The organism is Stenotrophomonas sp., from assembly GCF_032066555.1.
Taxonomy (GTDB): Bacteria; Pseudomonadota; Gammaproteobacteria; order Xanthomonadales; family Xanthomonadaceae; genus Stenotrophomonas.
This window is the reverse complement of sequence record NZ_DAMBKV010000023.1, coordinates 15,270-31,899: the sequence shown is the minus strand read 5'-3', so window position 1 is coordinate 31,899 and position 16,630 is coordinate 15,270. Positions and strand designations below refer to the sequence as shown.

The 16,630-nt window shown below is 65.5% G+C and carries 13 protein-coding genes; 7 read left to right on the top strand and 6 right to left on the bottom strand.

What is annotated here, in order from left to right; all coding sequences use genetic code 11:
* Positions 1 to 4: 4 nt before the first annotated feature.
* Both polA and RT131_RS17825 read left to right on the top strand, forming a co-directional pair.
* Positions 5 to 2,773, top strand: a complete 2,769-nt coding sequence (gene polA / locus RT131_RS17830) for a DNA polymerase I (protein WP_313174141.1) — start codon at positions 5 to 7, stop codon at positions 2,771 to 2,773.
* Between the two features lie 399 nt (positions 2,774 to 3,172).
* Positions 3,173 to 3,655, top strand: a complete 483-nt coding sequence (locus tag RT131_RS17825; RefSeq protein ID WP_313174140.1) for a YetF domain-containing protein — start codon at positions 3,173 to 3,175, stop codon at positions 3,653 to 3,655.
* 263 nt (positions 3,656 to 3,918) lie between these two features.
* On the opposite strand, the gene hemF is transcribed toward RT131_RS17825, so the two are convergent.
* The 5 genes from hemF to RT131_RS17800 all read right to left on the bottom strand — a co-directional run bounded on the left by hemF (position 3,919) and on the right by RT131_RS17800 (position 10,105).
* Positions 3,919 to 4,815, bottom strand: coding sequence for an oxygen-dependent coproporphyrinogen oxidase (gene hemF, locus RT131_RS17820; protein ID WP_313174138.1), 897 nt, complete (start codon positions 4,813 to 4,815; stop codon positions 3,919 to 3,921).
* Between the two features lie 46 nt (positions 4,816 to 4,861).
* Complete coding sequence (locus RT131_RS17815) at positions 4,862 to 6,418, bottom strand: hypothetical protein (protein WP_313174136.1); 1,557 nt, start codon at positions 6,416 to 6,418, stop codon at positions 4,862 to 4,864.
* A 16-nt stretch (positions 6,419 to 6,434) separates the two neighbouring features.
* Positions 6,435 to 7,013: a hypothetical protein gene (locus RT131_RS17810; RefSeq protein ID WP_313174134.1), complete on the bottom strand. Its 579-nt coding sequence runs from the start codon at positions 7,011 to 7,013 to the stop codon at positions 6,435 to 6,437.
* Between the two features lie 40 nt (positions 7,014 to 7,053).
* Complete coding sequence (locus RT131_RS17805; protein ID WP_313174132.1) at positions 7,054 to 7,485, bottom strand: NUDIX domain-containing protein; 432 nt, start codon at positions 7,483 to 7,485, stop codon at positions 7,054 to 7,056.
* A 253-nt stretch (positions 7,486 to 7,738) separates the two neighbouring features.
* Positions 7,739 to 10,105 (bottom strand): S9 family peptidase, encoded by a 2,367-nt coding sequence (locus RT131_RS17800; protein ID WP_313174130.1) that lies wholly within the window; start codon positions 10,103 to 10,105, stop codon positions 7,739 to 7,741.
* Positions 10,106 to 10,486: 381 nt separating this feature from the next.
* On the opposite strand from RT131_RS17800, the gene RT131_RS17795 reads away from it, so the two are divergent.
* The 3 genes from RT131_RS17795 (at position 10,487) to RT131_RS17785 (ending at position 14,355) form a co-directional block, all read left to right on the top strand.
* Entirely contained in the window at positions 10,487 to 11,881 is a 1,395-nt protein-coding gene (locus RT131_RS17795) for a cytochrome ubiquinol oxidase subunit I (protein ID WP_313174128.1), read from the top strand.
* A gap of 1 nt (position 11,882) precedes the next feature.
* On the top strand, positions 11,883 to 12,896 hold the full coding sequence (gene cydB / locus RT131_RS17790) for a cytochrome d ubiquinol oxidase subunit II (protein ID WP_313174126.1): 1,014 nt from the start codon (positions 11,883 to 11,885) through the stop codon (positions 12,894 to 12,896).
* Between the two features lie 112 nt (positions 12,897 to 13,008).
* Positions 13,009 to 14,355, top strand: a complete 1,347-nt coding sequence (locus RT131_RS17785; protein WP_313174125.1) for an AMP-binding protein — start codon at positions 13,009 to 13,011, stop codon at positions 14,353 to 14,355.
* 49 nt (positions 14,356 to 14,404) lie between these two features.
* On the opposite strand, the gene RT131_RS17780 is transcribed toward RT131_RS17785, so the two are convergent.
* Complete coding sequence (locus RT131_RS17780; RefSeq protein ID WP_313174124.1) at positions 14,405 to 15,415, bottom strand: pteridine-dependent deoxygenase; 1,011 nt, start codon at positions 15,413 to 15,415, stop codon at positions 14,405 to 14,407.
* A 198-nt stretch (positions 15,416 to 15,613) separates the two neighbouring features.
* Between RT131_RS17780 and RT131_RS17775 the strand changes: the two genes are divergently transcribed.
* Together RT131_RS17775 and RT131_RS17770 are read left to right on the top strand one after the other, a co-directional pair.
* Entirely contained in the window at positions 15,614 to 15,883 is a 270-nt protein-coding gene (locus tag RT131_RS17775; protein WP_312367181.1) for a phosphopantetheine-binding protein, read from the top strand.
* A 5-nt stretch (positions 15,884 to 15,888) separates the two neighbouring features.
* Entirely contained in the window at positions 15,889 to 16,611 is a 723-nt protein-coding gene (locus RT131_RS17770) for a ketosynthase (RefSeq protein WP_313174121.1), read from the top strand.
* Positions 16,612 to 16,630: the final 19 nt, after the last annotated feature.

The following is a 16,630-nucleotide window of genomic DNA, read 5'->3' as shown; positions in this document are numbered from 1 at the left end:
GCGCATGAGCAGATTAGTCCTTATTGACGGTTCCAGTTACCTGTACCGCGCGTTCCACGCGCTCCCGCCACTGACCAACGCCAATGGCGAGCCCACCGGCGCGCTGTTCGGCGTGGTCAACATGCTGCGCTCCACGCTGAAGGAAAAACCCGAATACGTCGCCTTCGTGGTCGATGCGCCGGGCAAGACCTTCCGCGACGACATGTATGCCGAGTACAAGGCCAACCGTCCGCCGATGCCCGACGACCTGCGCTCGCAGGTGCAGCCGATGTGCGACATCGTGCAGGCGCTGGGTATCGACATCCTGCGCGTGGACGGCGTGGAAGCCGATGACGTGATCGGCACCCTGGCCCTGGCCGGTGCCAGGGACGGCCTGGAAGTCACCATCTCCACCGGCGACAAGGATTTTGCCCAGTTGGTGCGGCCGGGCGTGGTGCTGGTCAATACCATGACCGGCAGCCGTACCGATTCGGATGCGGCGGTGATCGACAAGTTCGGCGTGCGTGCCGAGCAGATCGTCGATTACCTGGCGTTGATGGGCGACACCGTCGACAACGTGCCGGGGGTGGAGAAGTGCGGCCCCAAGACCGCTGCCAAGTGGCTGGCCGAGTACAACGACCTGGACGGCGTGATTGCCGCCGCCCCGACCATGAAGGGCAAGATCGGCGAGAACCTGCGCGCCGCGCTGCCGCGGCTGCCGCTGAACCGTGACCTCGTCACCATCCGCACCGATGTGCCGCTGCAACAGGGCCCGCGCGACCTGAAGCTGCGCGAACAGCACGTGGAGACGCTGCGCGAGCTGTATGCGCGTTACGGCTTCACCCAGGCCCTGCGTGAGCTGGGCGGCGTGGCCGCGCCGGACGTGGCCGCCGACAGCAAGCCCAGCCTGCGCGGCACCGCCGCCGGCTACGCCAAGGCAGCTGATAGCGAGCCGGTTGTTGGCCTTGATCCAGCGATGGCAGAAAAGGGTGAATACGAAACGGTGTTCACCAGCGAACAGCTGCAGGCCTGGGTTGCGCGTCTGCAGGCTGCCGACGAATTTGCCTTCGATACCGAAACCGACGCGCTGGACGCGATGCGCGCCAACCTGGTCGGCATCAGTCTGGCGGTGGAGCCGGGCAAGGGTGCCTATATCCCGGTGGGCCACATCTATCCGGGTGCGCCCGAGCAGCTGCCCCTGCAGCAGGTGCTGGACGCGCTCAAGCCGTTGCTGGAGGACGCTGGCAAGAACAAGCTGGGCCAGCACGGCAAGTACGACATCCACGTGCTGCGCCGCCATGGCGTGGACGTGCAGGGCTATGCCGATGACACGATGCTGGAAAGCTTCGTGCTCAATTCCACCGCCACCCGCCATGACATGGATTCACTGGCGCAGCGCTATCTTGGCTACACCACCACCAAGTTCGAGGACGTGGCGGGCAAGGGCGCAAAGCAGATTTCGTTTGCCCAGGTAGGCATCGACGAAGCCGGCGCCTACGCCGCCGAAGACGCCGACATCACCCTGCGCCTGCACCGCGTATTGGCCCCGCAGCTGGCAGCGATACCGTCGCTGGAAAGCGTGTACCGCGACATCGAGATGCCGCTGGTGCCGGTGCTGGCGCGCATCGAGGCCAATGGCGTGCGCATCGACGCGGCCGAGCTGAAGCGGCAGAGCAATGACCTGTCCGCACGCATGCTGGCCGCGCAGCAGAAGGCCACCGAGCTGGCCGGGCATACCTTCAACCTGGATTCGCCCAAGCAGCTGCAGGCGGTGTTGTTCGACGAGCTTGGCCTGCCGGCGCTGGTGAAAACCCCCAAGGGCCAGCCCAGCACGAATGAAGAGGCGCTGGAGGCGATTGCCGAGCAGCATGAGCTGCCGCGGGTGATCCTGGAATACCGCGGCCTGACCAAGCTGCGCAGCACCTATACCGACAAGCTGCAGGAGATGGTCAACCCGGATACCGGCCGCGTGCACACCAGCTACCACCAGTCCGGTGCGGCGACCGGGCGGCTGTCCTCGTCCGATCCGAACCTGCAGAACATCCCGGTACGCACCGAGGATGGCCGCCGCATCCGCAAGGCCTTTGTCGCCCCACCGGGTCGCAAGCTGATGGCCTGCGACTACTCGCAGATCGAACTGCGGATCATGGCGCATCTGTCCGAAGACCCGGGTCTGGTGCGTGCGTTCGAGCAGGGCGCCGACGTGCACCGCGCAACGGCGGCCGAAGTGTTCGGGCGCGCGCTGGACGAGGTGACGGCGAACGAACGCCGCGCCGCCAAGGCGATCAACTTCGGCCTGATGTACGGCATGAGCGCCTTTGGCCTGGCCAAGAACCTCGGTATCGACCGTGGTCAGGCGCAGGATTATGTCGCGTTGTATTTCAGCCGCTATCCGGCGGTGCGTGACTTCATGGAGCGCATGCGTGCGCAGGCCCGCGAGCAGGGCTATGTGGAAACCCTGTTTGGCCGGCGCCTGTATCTGAATGACATCCACGCCCGCAACCAGGGCCTGCGTGCCGGTGCCGAGCGTGCCGCCATCAATGCACCGATGCAGGGCACCGCGGCGGACATCATCAAGCGGGCGATGGTCAGCGTGGACGCCTGGCTGCAGGGGTACAGCGACCAGGCCAAGATGATCCTGCAGGTGCACGACGAACTGGTATTTGAAGCCGATGCCGCATTCATCGACACCTTGTGTGCGGAAGTCGAGTCACGGATGGCGTCGGCTGCGACGCTGCGGGTACCGTTGGTTGTTGACACCGGAATCGGGGAAAATTGGGACGAGGCTCATTGATTTTCTAGTTTCTTAACTAGAAAGTATTAGTAAATGAAACAATGCGTCGCGTTACACCGCATTTATTAAATGCCAGCGGTATTTGGCAGATGAATCTGTCCTTAATTATTTTGAAAGCACGACAGATTCTTCACGATCCATCAAGGTTGGGAATGCTCATATAGTCCGCGACAGACGCAACGTCTGTCGCGGATCTCTCCCATCCCCTGGAGCAGATCTCGGAGCGGGGATTCCTCCCCAAATGCCCGCTCCCCGGCCCCGTCGACCCCCCCCTGGTCGGCGGGGCTTCTTTTTGTAGCAAATGAAACCATTTTGACCCGCGATAACGCCGTCGCGATACTCGCATTCCCTTTATCCGTGCTGGTCGAGGATGCTGCCATCGAGTGATGGAGGGGAATCATGTCCGACCTGTTCGCATTGGCGATGCCGTGGTGGGAATTCATCCTGCGCGCGGTGATTGTCTATGTCGTGGTGCTGGTGATGGTGCGGGTGGCCGGCAAACGCACGCTGGGCCAATTCACCCCGTTCGACATGCTGTTGCTGGTGTTGCTGGGCAACGCCGTGCAGAACGCATTGCTTGGCCAGGACACCTCACTGGGCGGCGGCCTGTTGCTGGCGGCCACGCTGATTGCGCTGAATTATTTCGTAGGTTGGATCACCACCCGCAGCCCGGCGATGGAGCGGGTGATCGAAGGCGAGCCGGTGGTACTGGCCCGGCACGGCCACGTACTGCAGAAGGTGTTGCGGCGCGAGCTGGTGAGCAAGGCCGATTTTTCCAAGGCGATGCGCGACGCAGGTTGCGACGACGTGGATGAAGTAGACCTGGCACTGCTTGAAACCAACGGCCACATCACCATCATCCTCAAGAAGGACCGGATGTAGTGCCGAGCCATGCTCGGCAGAGGTGTTGTAGGAGCGGCGTAAGCCGCGAAGCTGGCGGACCATCCGATTGCAGGTATTGCCGCGATTTCATTTTTGATGGCTTCGCGGCTTACGCCGCTCCTACAAGACTACTTGTAAGGCCCCTTGCCGAGCATGGCTCGGCACTACGGTTGCGGTGCTGCTTGTGAGGCTCCTGCCGAGCATGGCTCGGCACTACAGGTTGTGGTGCTGCTTGTAAGGCCCCTGCCGAGCATGGCTCGGCACTACAGCCAATCCCTTGGGACCAGGTACTCGGCCAGGCGTGCTTCATCGCTGCCGTTGTCGGGGGTGTAGCCGTATTCCCAGCGCACGCGCGGTGGCAGGCTCATCAGGATGCTCTCGCTGCGGCCACCACTCTGCAGGCCGAACAAGGTGCCGCGGTCGTAGACCAGGTTGAATTCGACATAGCGGCCGCGGCGGTACAGCTGGAACTCGCGCTCGCGCTCGCCGTAGGGCGTGTCCTTGCGGCGCTCGACGATGGGCAGGTAGGCATCGAGGAATCCGTCGCCGACCGCTTGCAGGTAATTGAAGTCGGTTTCGAAGTCCGCGTGCAGGTCGTCGAAGAACAGGCCGCCAACGCCGCGCGTTTCATTGCGGTGCTTGAGGAAGAAATATTCATCGCACCAGCGCTTGTGCGCGCCATAACGGTCTTCGCCGTAAGGCGCACACAGCTCGCGAGCAACCGTGTGCCAGTGCTGCACGTCTTCGTCGAAGGGATAGAACGGGGTCAGGTCGAAACCGCCGCCGAACCAGGCTGCCACCGTCTTGCCATCCAGCTCGGCCTGGAAGTAGCGCACGTTGGCGTGGGTGGTCGGCAGGTAGGGGTTGCTGGGGTGGAACACCAGCGACACGCCACAGGCGCGCCAGGAGGCGCCTGCGAGCTCCGGGCGATTGGCCGAGGCCGAGGGCGGCAGGCGGGTGCCGGCGACGTCGGAGAAGCCGATGCCGGCCTGCTCGAACACCGCGCCATCACGCAGGATACGGGTGCGGCCGCCGCCGCCTTCGGCGCGCTGCCAGCGGTCCTCGTTGAAACGGGCCTGGCCGTCGGCCTGCTCGATGGCGGCGCAGATGCGGTCCTGCAGGCCGGTCAGATAGTCGCGTACGCGGTCGAATTCGTTCATATGCGTACTGTAGCGCAGGCCGCTGCCGCGACCTGCGCCGCATGCCTTACTTGCGCAGCGATTTGCCCTTGCTGGGGGGCGCCGGTGCGTCGGCGTCTTCTTCGTTGTCGAGGTCTTCGGCGGCTCGCATCAGCTGCGCGCCCAGACCGGCCATTGCCCAGTTGGTGGTCTCGTAGACATCGCAGGCCACATGGGTGCCCTTGCCGTCGCGCTTGCAGATGGACAGCAGTTTGCCGGGGATGTCTTCGTCACCGGTGTTCTCGTAGACGCTGCGCAGGTTCTCGCAGCCAACGCGGACGCCGGCCTGGCAGAGCTTCTGGTAATACGGTGCGGCGGCCTGCCAGTCACCGGCCAGCGAGTGGCGGTGGCCGAGGGTGTTGCAGCCCTGCAGCTTGCCGCTGTTGCAGCAGGCCTGCGGGTCGCTGCCCGCTGGGCAATCCTGCGGCAGCGGCAGCTCGACGAATACCTTGGGCGCGCTGCAGTGGTTGTTGCCGCCGGTGCGCTGGTAGACGGCATAGCGGTTCCAGCTGTCGATGCCGAGCAGGCCGCCGTTGCGCAGCGGCTTGAGCACGAAGTCGCCGCCCTTGTCGTGGCGGATATGGATGGCGCCATCCTCCAGGCGGGCGCGCAGCTCGCTGCCCATGCCCATCGTCACCAGGCCATCGTTGCCGAAACCGAGCGCATCCATCAGGCCGGTGCTGGCCTTGTAGTCGCCGCAGGGCAGACTGCTGGCGGGGGCGACATCAAGCTCGGTGGCGCTCAATGCAGTCAGCGCTTGTGCGCGCTTGCAGGTCATCTCGTCGGCGCCGGCCTTGCAGGCCAGCTGCAGGGCTTCGCGCGCGGGCAGGTAGCGTCCGGCATCCCAATGCGCATCGGCGACCTCGCTGCAGAAGCCGGCGTCCGGATGGCTGCGGCACAGCTGCAGCAGCTCGTTCAAACGCGGCTCGGGCAGCACCGCGCTATTGCTGCCGAACGCGCCGACCAGCGCCTTGGCCATGGCGATGCCGAGGACTTCCTTGGCTGCTGCCAGGCAGGCCGCTTCGCTGTACTGCGGAGTGCCTTCCTTGCAGACGGCAGGTTCTTCCAGGTCCGGATCGGGCGTTGCCGCCTGTAGTGCGGCCTGGGCTTCGTTGCGGTAGCTGGACAGCAGGCGCTCGCAGGCGAAGGGCAGGTCTTCCTGGCACCACTGGCGCAGCTGCTGCGGCGTTGCCGCGCTGGCGTTCTCGATGCAGCTGTCGATATCGGCACGGCAGCTGTTCGCGGCCGGTGTGGGCGCGGTCTTGCACCTGCTGCTGGCCTCCAGCACGTAGTCGCCTAGGCTGCCGGTGATGCGCTTGCCGTCGCTGCTGAGGCTGTACTCGGTGCTGAAGCCATTCGATACGTCAGCCGCGTGCAGGGTGTTGCCCTGCTGGCGGATTACATACTGGGTAGGCGCCAGGCCTTCATAGCGCATCGTGGCCTGGCTGCTGCTTTCAATCACGAAGCGGGCCGAGCCTTCTTCGGCGCTATAGCTGCCGCAGCTCAAGCTGGCGGCAGCCGCCGGCAATGCGCTCAGTGCCAGCAGGCCGCCGGCGAGGGCGGACAGTAGACGTGGAACAGACATGGAAACTCCGGGGGATTCAGTGAAACAGGGAACGGACGTCGGGACGGCTCAGCTTGATCACCAGCCAGCCGTGCAGTCCGGCCAATGCAAGCGCGGCGGCGATGCCGGTGATCAGCGAGGTCCACAGGCCAACGCGTAGTTGCACGCGCATTTCCAGGCCTTCTGGAGAATTGAGGAAGTCGGCAGGCACCATGGCCTGCATCGCTTCAAACATGCCGTGGATCAGCGGCAGGAAGGCGAAGTTGGCCACGGCCACCAGCACCAGGAAGACGATGAAGCCGATCCGGCCCCATTCGCGCTGCTTGAGCAATGCCCATGACACGGCAAGGAAGGCGATCGACAGCAACAGGCCGAGCACGCTCAGCGAGAACGCATGATCGGCGAGCCAAAGCATGCCCGGCGTCAGCGGCAGGCCTTCGTTCTGCATCACCTCGGTGATGTTTAACCGGCCCATCAGCGCTACCAGCAGAAGCTGCAGCAGGCTCCAGATGATGGCCATCGCCGCCATCACCAGCGACAGCTTTGCGGTGACGGCGACAAACGAGGCGGCTGCGGAAGAGGGGGCTGGAGAGGACGGAAACTGGGGTGGATTCACGATGGCTGGCTACGGATGCGTTGAGGAATGATGACGGGACTCAGCTGGCTTTCCCGCCGCGGAGGAGGGCTGCGGATGCTGCGGGCAATACATGCCGGGCGCTCAGTGGTGCCAGCTTCACGCCGTGCGGTGGCAGCAGCGGAATCCACGTCAGCTCGGCGATTTCCGCCTGTACCTGCGGGATGCCGCTGATGTGTACCAGGAAGGACTCGCCCTGCACACGGCGGCCGGGTTCGTTGACGGCGGCGTCTTCGAAAGTGCCCAGCGCCAGCGCGTTGCTGCGATCGACGTGTACGCCGAGTTCTTCGTGCAGCTCACGGGTGAGGGTCTGCAGGGCGTCCTCGCCGGGCTCGCGCTTGCCGCCGGGCTGGATGAAGGTATCCGAGCCGTGCTTGCGCACGACCAACACGCGCTGCTGCGGATCGAGGATGACAGCGGTGACGATGCGGATGGGGTTTTCAGTCGTGGACATGTGCTTCCAGCGGGTGGGGCTCCGTGTGGGGAATGGTACTGGAGGCTTGGAGGGTGGTGGGCAGAAGCAGAAGCAGAAGCAGAAGCACCCCTCCCCAGCCCTCCCCTTGGCTGCGCCAAAGGGAGGGAGCAAAGCGGCCCCCTCCCTTGCGCAACGCGCAGGGGAGGGTTGGGGAGGGGTGCTCTTGGCTGTATGCAGAAAACATCCACCACCCACAAACAACAAGGGCGCCTCGCGGCGCCCTTGCAGATGCTTACTTCAGTTCCTGCTCGAACAGCTTGAGGATGCGCTTGTACTGGTCCAGCCAGGAGTCGGCGCGGGTATAGCCGTGGCGTTCCAGCGGATACGGCGCGATCGACCAGTTGTCCTTGTGCAGCTCGATCAGCTTCTGCGTCATGTTGACCGAGTCCTGGAAGAACACGTTGTCATCCATCATGCCGTGCGCGATCAGCAGGTTGTCCTGCAGGCCCTCGGCGTACTCGATCGGCGAGGAGATGCGGTAGGCCTCCGGGTCGATGTCAGGGGTGTTGAGGATGTTGGCGGTGTAGGCGTGGTTGTACTGGTGCCAGTCACCGACCGGACGCAGCGCAGCGCCGGCCTTGAACGTGCCCGGTGAACGGAACAGCGCCATATAGGTCATGAAACCGCCGTAGGAGCCGCCATAGATGCCGGCCTTGCTGCGGTCACCCTGCTTGGTCTCGACCAGCCAGTCCAGGCCGTCCAGGTAATCTTCCAGTTCCGGGTGGCCCATGTTGCGGTAGATGGCGGTGCGCCAGTTGCGGCCATAGCCCTCGCTGCCGCGGTAGTCCATGTCCAGCACGATGTAACCCTTCTGCACCAGCAGGTTGTGGAACATCTGCTCGCGGAAGTAGTTGGAATAACGCGCATGCACGTTCTGCAGGTAGCCGGCACCGTGCACGAACATGGCGATCGGGTACTGCTTGCCGGCTTCCAGCTTTTCCGGGCCGTAATACTTGGCCCAGACGTGGCCGGCGCCGTGCTTGGACGGCACCTGCACCATCTGCGGCTGCACCCACTCGCGGGCCTTGAACTCGGCGCTGCGGGTGTCGGTCAGCTGGCGGGCTTCACCGCCGCTGCTCGGCAGCACGGCGATCTGCGCCGGCAGGTAGGGCGCGGAATAACGCACCAGCAGCTGCTGGCCATCCGGCGACAGGCTGAAGTCTTCCACGCCATCGAGCGCGGTCACTTCGCGCACGGCACCGCCGTTGGCGTTGACGTTGCAGACCTCGTAATCCCCCGGCCACTTCTGGTTGCACAGGAAGTAGAAGCTGTTGCCGTCGGCGCTGACCACCGGTGCCGAGGTTTCCCAGTTGCCGGAGGTGATGGCCTTGGGCTTGGCGCTGCCGCTCTGCGTGTACAGGTGCGAATAGCCAGATTCTTCGGACAGCAGCCATAGGGTGCGGCCATCGGGCATCCAGCCGTAATCGTTGAAACCCCAGTTGATCCAGCCGCCGTCGGTCAGGCGGTGGCGGTTTTCCAGGCGCGCGCTGGTGGCGCTGGTGGTGGCGATCCAGCGGTCCTTGTTGTCGTTGGCGCGCAGCATGATCGCGGCCTGGCTGCCGTCGGCATTCCAGCGGATGCCGCCGCCCATGAAGTCGCTCATCAGTTCCAGCGGACGGTTGCCCTTCAGCGCGTCCTTGCCGGCCTTGCGGCGCAACTCGGCGAGCGGATCGGTGGCGATGCCGGGCAGGTTGTCCAGCGACAGCGGCTGGACCTTGCCGGTGGCGGCGTCGGCCAGCCAGAACCCATGCGGCTCCGGATCATTGCGGCCGACGCGGGTGCGGGTGTCCTCGGCTTCCTCGTAGCCCGACTCGGTGACGTACAGCGGCATCTTGCCGCCGCGGCCTTCGTCGTAGCCCTTGGGCTTGGTGACCACGATCAGGTGGCGGGCATCGGGCGACAGCGCGCTGCTGACGATCTCGACATCGGCGCCCAGGAAGATCGGTGCCGCGGCGCGGGTCGGGTCGGCCTGGCGCCAGCGTTCGCCCTGCTCACGCAGTTCCTCGCGCTGGGCGCGGTCGCTGCGCAGCGTGGACAGGGTGCGCATCTGCTGGTCACGCAGTACGTCGGCCTTGGGGGCGTCGGCCGGGTTCTTGTCGGCCTTGAGCTGGGCGACCTGGCGGGTGCTGTTGTTGCGCGGGTTCCAATGGAACCAGTTGTTGCTCACCTGCCAGATGACGCCGCCATCGCTGGCGAAGTTGACGTCGCTGGCGCGGTCGTTGCTGCGGGTCAGCTGGGTCAGCGCGCCGCTGCGCAGGTCACGCACGAACACGTCGCCGTTGCGCACGAAGGCCATGCGCTGGCGGCTGCTGTCATAGACGCGGTCGCCGGCATCGAGGGTGCCGCGCTGGTCATCGGCGACCTGCTGGCCGACGCCGCCGCTGAGCGGCAGGCGGAAGCTGTCGCGCACCTGGCTGCCCTGGCGCTTGAGCGTGTATTCGACCTGCTGGCCGTTCCACGACCACCAGGCCGATTCCACCGGCGGCCCGATCCAGTCGGGGTTGGCCATGGCCTGCTCGATGGTGATCGGCGTGGGCGCGGCATGGGCGCTGCCGAAAGCGGTCAACAACAGCAGGGACAGGGGCAGCAGCTTGGGCATCATTCGGCACCGGTGAAAGAGAACCCCGCAAGGGTAGCAGCGACCACCTGCGGCGGGCTGGGCCACAGGTCATGGGGGCCGGGTTCGGCGGTTGAGCTGCCGGAATCGGCAATGTTTCGGTTGCCCGAATAGCTGCTGCAGAAGGGTAGTGCCGAGCCATGCTCGGCAGGGGCTTTCCCGGTAAGGCCTCAGCCGAGCATGGCTCGGCTCTACAGGACCAGCCAAATGCTCACCCCTCCCCAACCCTCCCCTTGGCTGCGCCAAAGGGAGGGGGCTAGAGCGGCTGCGACTTTTTGACGCACTGCGACATCCGGTCACATCCGGTCTTAACCAATACCGGACCAGAATTGCCCCAATTAAAGGTCATGCGGAGAAGCGCCCGTGGAAGCGCTGCTGTTGTCCCGGATCCAATTCGGCTTCGTCGTCAGTTTTCATGTGTTGTTCCCAGCCTTCACCATCGGCACCGCCAGCTGGTTGGCCTTCGTCGAATGGCGCTGGTTGCGCACCCGCAACCCGGTCTGGCGTGAGTTGTTTTTTTTCTGGCAGAAGATATTCGCCGTGTCCTTCGGCATGGGCGTGGTCAGCGGCATCGTCATGGCCTTCCAGTTCGGTACCAACTGGCCGCGCCTGAGCGAGGTAGCCGGTACGGTGATCGGGCCGTTGCTTACCTACGAGGTGCTGACCGCGTTCTTCCTCGAAGCGAGTTTCCTCGGCGTGATGCTGTTCGGCTGGGAGAAGGTGTCGCCACGGCTGCACTTCTTCTCCACCTGCATGGTGGCGCTGGGTACCTTGTTTTCCACCTTCTGGATCCTGTCTTCCAATAGTTGGCTGCATACCCCGGCGGGCTACACGCTGGTCGATGGCATCGTGCATCCGCAGGACTGGTGGCAGGTGGTGTTCAATCCCTCCTTCCCGTATCGCCTGGCGCATATGGCTTTGGGCTCGTTCATCACCACCTGCTTTGTTATCGGCGGCGTCGGTGCCTGGTACCTGCGCCGTGGGGTGCATGTGGAAGCCGGCCGCAAGATGCTGGTGGCCGCGGTCGCATTCGCCGCATTGACGGTGCCGGTGCAGATCTTCGTTGGCGACATGCATGGCTTGAACACGCTGGAGCACCAGCCGATGAAGATCGCGGCGATGGAAGCGCACTGGCATGAAACCCGGCCGGGCGAAGGTGTGCCGCTGGTGGTGTTCGCGGTGCCGAACGAAAAGGAAGAGCGCAACGATTACGAGATTGCCATCCCCAAGCTTGGCAGCGTGATCCTGACCCACAGCATGGACGGTAGCTTTGCGCCCTTGACCTCGGTGCCGGCCAGCGAGCGACCGCCGGTGGTACCGGTGTTCTATGCATTCCGCATCATGGTTGGCATCGGCACGCTGATGCTGGTGTTGGCGTGGATATCGGCTTTCCAGCTATGGCGTGGGCGTTTGCTGCAATCGAAGTGGTTGCTGCGCGGCTGGAACTGGATGCTGCCCAGCGGCTTCATTGCGCTGGTGGCCGGTTGGTTCGTCACCGAAATGGGCCGGCAACCGTGGGTGGTGTATGGCGTGCTGCGCACCGCCGATGCGGTGGGTACGCAGAGCGTGTGGATGACGGTGCTGTCACTTGCCATCTACGTGATCGGCTATCTGTTCGTGTTCGGCTGGGGCATCTGGTACCTGGTCAAGATCATGCGCAGTGGGCCCAAGCCACATGACCCGCCGCCGCGCGACGACGGCATGCATACCCCGGCGCGGCCGCTGTCCGGCGTCAACGAACCACTGGAGGAGCGCTGACATGGAGATGACAACCTGGCTGCCGGTGGCATGGTTCGCGGTGATTGGCTTCGGCGTGCTGATGTACGTGGTGCTGGATGGCTTCGTGCTCGGCATCGGCATCCTGGCGCCGTTTGCCGAGGACGAGAAGCAGCTCGACGTGATGATGAATACCGCCGCGCCGATCTGGGACGGCAATGAAACCTGGCTGGTGCTCGGCGGCGCAGGGCTGATGACGGCGTTTCCGCAGGTGTATGCGGTGTTGCTGTCGGGCCTGTATCTGCCCGTGTTGTTGCTGGTGATGGGACTGGTGTTCCGCGGCGTGGCCTTCGAGTTCCGCTTCAAGGCGCATCGTTCGCGTGCGTTGTGGAGCGTGTCGTTCGCGCTGGGCTCGCTGCTGGCTTCGTTCGCGCAGGGCGTGATCCTCGGCGCGCTGGTGCAGGGCCTGCCGATGCAGGACGGGCATTACAGCGGCGGTGCATTCGGCTGGTTCAGCCCGTTCTCGATGCTGACCGGGGTGGCGGTGGTCACCGGCTATGCGCTGCTTGGCAGTACCTGGCTGATCCTCAAGACCGAGGGCCGGGAACAGGCGCTGGCGCGCTCGCTGACGCGGCCATTGATGGTGGCGGTGATCGTGTTCATGGGATTGGTGAGCACCTGGCTGCCGTTCCTGCAGTCGCGGGTGATGGAGCGCTGGTTCAGCGACGGCAACTTCTGGTGGCTGTCGCCGGTGCCGCTGCTGACCTTGGCCGTGGCGGTGGCGCTGTGGCGCAGCGCCATGCACCCACGCCGTGACCTGCCGCCGTTCCTGCTGACCCTGGCGCTGTTCGTGCTGGGCTTCATCGGCCTGGTGCTGGGCATGTGGCCCTACCTGCTGCCGCCGCACCTGACCCTGTGGCAGGCCGCCGCACCGGCGTCCTCGCTGGGCTTCAGCATGGTCGGGCTGGTGCTGCTGCTGCCGGTGATCCTGGGTTACACGGTGTGGTCGTACAAGGTCTTCCGCGGCAAGGTCACGGCCGAAACCGGCTATCACTGAACCCCGGTGACATGGCCCGGCTTGCCAGCCGGGCCGCGCAGGGCCAAGCTGGCCGCCCCGTTGTGGCCGGCGTCGCGATGGGCTGTCCATCGAACGAGGTCCTGGTAGTCGCATGTCGGTTGTTCCCGAGCAGTTGTCATCCCCGTCCCGCCACCCGCTGGCCAATGGTGGCCTGCAGCGCCTGCTGGCGGTCGGCGCGGACAGATCGATCGATCTGCAGACCTTCTTCGCGCATGTGCGTGGCGTGGCCGCACTGCTGCCGGCGGGCCAGCATGCGGTCAACCTGTGCGACGACCGCTACCGCTTCCTGGTCGCGTTCTGCGCGGTGGCACTGCGCGGTCAGGTGAACCTGCTGCCTTCGTCGCGCGCACATGCGGTCGTTGCCGATGTGCAGCAGCGCTATCCGCAGACCTACTGCCTGGCTGACGACGCCCAGCAGCCGTTGCCACCGGGCAGCTTCGTCCTGCCAATGGAATTGCCGCGTCTTGACGGCGTGCTGCCGCAATTGGCGGATACGCAGCTGGTGGCGATTGGTTTTACTTCCGGCAGCACCGGTGCACCCAGCGCCAACAGCAAGACCTGGGGGTCGTTCCTGACCAGCACCGCGCAGAACCTGCAAGCCTTGCAGGACCTGTGGGGCGAGGCGCAGCCGGCGCTGGTGGCAACGGTGCCGTCGCAGCACATGTATGGCATGGAGATGGCGGTACTGCTGCCCTTGCTGGCACCGGCAACGCTGCAGGCAGGGCGTCCGTTCTTTCCGCAGGACGTGGTGCTCGCGCTGCAGCAGGTGCAGGAACCGCGGGTGCTGATCACCACCCCGGTGCACCTCAAGGCGCTGGTGGAGTCGGGCGTGGGCTTGCCGCCGCTGGCCGGCATCGTCACCGCCACCGCGCCGCTGTCGCAGGAACTTGCGGCAGCGGCCGAACAGGCTTTTTCCACCGAGGTGCGGGAGATGTTCGGCTCTACCGAGACCTGCATCTTTGCCCGCCGTCGCACCGCCAGCGAAACCGCCTGGAGCCTGCTGCCGGGTGTGAGCCTGGAACCCCAGCCCGATGGCACGCGCGTGCATGCGGCGCACCTGCCCGCGCCGGTGAACCTGGCGGACCTGGTGGAACTGTTGCCGGGGGATCGCTTCGTGCTGCGCGGTCGGCGTGCCGATCTGCTGGAAATCGCCGGCAAACGCGCCTCGTTGGGTGACCTGACCCGCAAGCTGCAGGCCGTTCCCGGTGTGGTGGATGCGGTGGTGGTGCAACTGGCCGCCGAGCCCGGCCACGCGGTGGGTCGCATTGCCGCGCTGGTGGTGGCACCCGGGCGCGAGGAGGCCGACATCCTGCGCGATCTGCGCGAGTTCATGGATCCGGTGTTCCTGCCACGCCCATTGCGCAAGGTGGCGGTGCTGCCGCGCAATGACACCGGCAAGTTGCCGCGCGATGCGGTGCTGGCCTTGCTGGGGCACTGAACAGGCGCCACGCCGCGGCTGTTGCTGCGGCGCCTCTGCCTGAAGGCTGTCAGGCGTCGTGGACGCCGTCGATCTCGACCCGCAGGTCGCGCCGGCATACCGCGGCATGCAGCACGATGTACGGCACCTGCGCCGGCAGATGCAGGGCCAGCGCCGCGCGCACATCGCCGATTTCAGCCGCATCGCGCACATAGACCTTGAGCCGGCTGCCCTCGCCGAACTGCGCTGGCAAGCTCGGCCGGTGCGCGCGGGCCGCGCCGATCAGGGCTTCAAAATTGGCAAAGGTTTCCTGCAGCTGGCGCTGCGTGCAGTCGCCATGCAGGGTGGCATGGCCGACCACGCTGGCGGTGCCCGACAGCAGCAGCGGCAGGCGGCTGCCGCCCGCGGCGAGCATGGCGCGGGCGAAGCTGGGCGATTGCCGCCCGTATTGACGCGGGTAGCGGTAGGCGCTGACCTGGCGCGGGTTTTCCAGCGGCGTGCCGGCATCACGTGCGGCCAACCAATACACCTGCAGCACGCGCACCCCATCCAGCCGACCTATGGCGGTGGCGGCGGGCAGGGTGGCGGTGTCGATAGCGCCGATGCCGCGTGCTCGGCCGACGCAGAATTCGCGGTAGCGCTCGTTGTCGGCTTCGCCTTCGGTGATGGCATCCAGGTAGTTCCATATCCTCAGCAGGTGCGGATAGGCATGCGCCGACAATGCCTGCAGCATCTGGGCGTAGGCGTGTTCGGAGGCGCCGAGGATGCCGCCGTGCAGGTTTTCGTCTACCTGCAGGGCGCCGAACATCAGCGCACCGTCGCTGGCCCAGGCCACACCGTTGGCATCGCGGCCATGGCTGACCGGTTTGTCGCTGCGCCACACTTCCAGCTTGGCCACGCCGTCGGCCTGCAGGCCTACCTGCAGATAGCGCGGATCGTCACTGGGGGCCGCCGCGTCGCCGGCCTGGAAGCCGAAAACGGCCAGCACCTGCGGATCGGCCAACAGGGCCGGCAGCTGCGAGGGATCGGCATAGTCGATGTGCAGCGCGGCAGCCGCCGCCGGAGACGTCTGGGCATTCATCTCAGACCTCCGTGACATTGGTGGGCAGGCAGGTGGCGCGCAGGTGGAAGCGGCGGCGGGCGTGGAGCGGGGACGTCATTGCACGGCGTATCGGGCATCGCAGAGACGGCAATGATACCCCGCGCGTCTGAACTGTCATGCTTGCGCAACCGTCGGCGATGCCGGATCGTTGCGGGTCTATTTGCCGTGGGTATGGAAATGTCGCAACAAAATGAAGCCGAGCGCGAGCTGGCCGGGTTGCTGGTCGAGAGCCTGAACCTGGAAGACGTGGACCCGGCCCAGATCGATCCGGAGGCGGCACTGTTCAACGACGGGCTGGGCCTGGATTCGATCGATGCGCTGGAACTGGCGCTGGCCATCAGCAAGCGCTATGGCTTCCAGCTGCGTTCGGACAACGAGGACAACCGCCGTATTTTCGGTTCCTTGCGGGCCCTGTCGGCGCATATCCAAGCCAACAAGACGGTCTGAACGGCGTGAGTGCCGCCAGCCCTGAACCCGGCCACGGGCCGGTGGCGCTGGCGCTGCGGGTGATCCTGCTGCTGGCCTATCCGGTGCTGTCGCATGTGGCCAGCCTGCGCAACGAGGGCATGTGGGCCGCGGCCGCCCTGGCCGGGCTGGTGCTGCTGTGCCTGCTGGAACCGCTGGCGCGGCGGCAGGCGTGGGCATGGGGCCTGCTGGCGGCCAGTTGTGCGTTGTTGTGGTGGCTGGGCGGTTCGGCCTGGGCGTGGATGCTGCTGCTGGCGCCACCGGTGGTGTTTCCGCTGCTGGTGGCCTGGGGTTTCGCGCGCTCACTGCTGCCCGGGCGGATTCCGCTGATCACCCGCATCGTGCAGGCCCTGTACAGCCGCGCCGGCATGCCGGTGACCGCGGCACTGGAGCGCTATACGCGCCGCCTCAGTGCTGCCTGGGCGCTGGTGCTGGTGCTGCTGGCGGCGGTGAATCTGGGCCTGGCGATGAGCGCCGTCCCCGACGGTCTGCTGGCCGCCTTCGGCATCCAACCGTGGTGGCCGGTGACCCATGAACAATGGTCGTGGTGCGCGAACATCGCCGACTGGGGCTTGATCGGTGGCTTTTTCGCAGTGGAGTACGCCGTGCGTTCGCAGTTTTTCCCGCAGCGGCCCTACCGCAATGCCTGGGATTTCCTGCGCCAGATGGGCCAGCTGGGCCCGGCGTTCTGGCGCGACCTGCTGCGCTGAAACACAAGGCTGCCGGTAT

What these genes read in the sequence shown, in the direction of transcription:
- RT131_RS17805 (WP_313174132.1), bottom strand. Translation starts at nt 7,485, where the DNA reads ATGTCCACGACTGAAAACCCCATCCGCATCGTCACCGCTGTCATCCTC.
- RT131_RS17825 (WP_313174140.1), top strand. Translation starts at nt 3,173, where the DNA reads ATGTCCGACCTGTTCGCATTGGCGATGCCGTGGTGGGAATTCATCCTG.
- RT131_RS17785 (WP_313174125.1), top strand. Translation starts at nt 13,009, where the DNA reads ATGTCGGTTGTTCCCGAGCAGTTGTCATCCCCGTCCCGCCACCCGCTG.
- RT131_RS17780 (WP_313174124.1), bottom strand. Translation starts at nt 15,415, where the DNA reads ATGAATGCCCAGACGTCTCCGGCGGCGGCTGCCGCGCTGCACATCGAC.
- RT131_RS17800 (WP_313174130.1), bottom strand. Translation starts at nt 10,105, where the DNA reads ATGCCCAAGCTGCTGCCCCTGTCCCTGCTGTTGTTGACCGCTTTCGGC.
- hemF (WP_313174138.1), bottom strand. Translation starts at nt 4,815, where the DNA reads ATGAACGAATTCGACCGCGTACGCGACTATCTGACCGGCCTGCAGGAC.
- cydB (WP_313174126.1), top strand. Translation starts at nt 11,883, where the DNA reads ATGGAGATGACAACCTGGCTGCCGGTGGCATGGTTCGCGGTGATTGGC.
- polA (WP_313174141.1), top strand. Translation starts at nt 5, where the DNA reads ATGAGCAGATTAGTCCTTATTGACGGTTCCAGTTACCTGTACCGCGCG.
- RT131_RS17775 (WP_312367181.1), top strand. Translation starts at nt 15,614, where the DNA reads ATGTCGCAACAAAATGAAGCCGAGCGCGAGCTGGCCGGGTTGCTGGTC.
- RT131_RS17815 (WP_313174136.1), bottom strand. Translation starts at nt 6,418, where the DNA reads ATGTCTGTTCCACGTCTACTGTCCGCCCTCGCCGGCGGCCTGCTGGCA.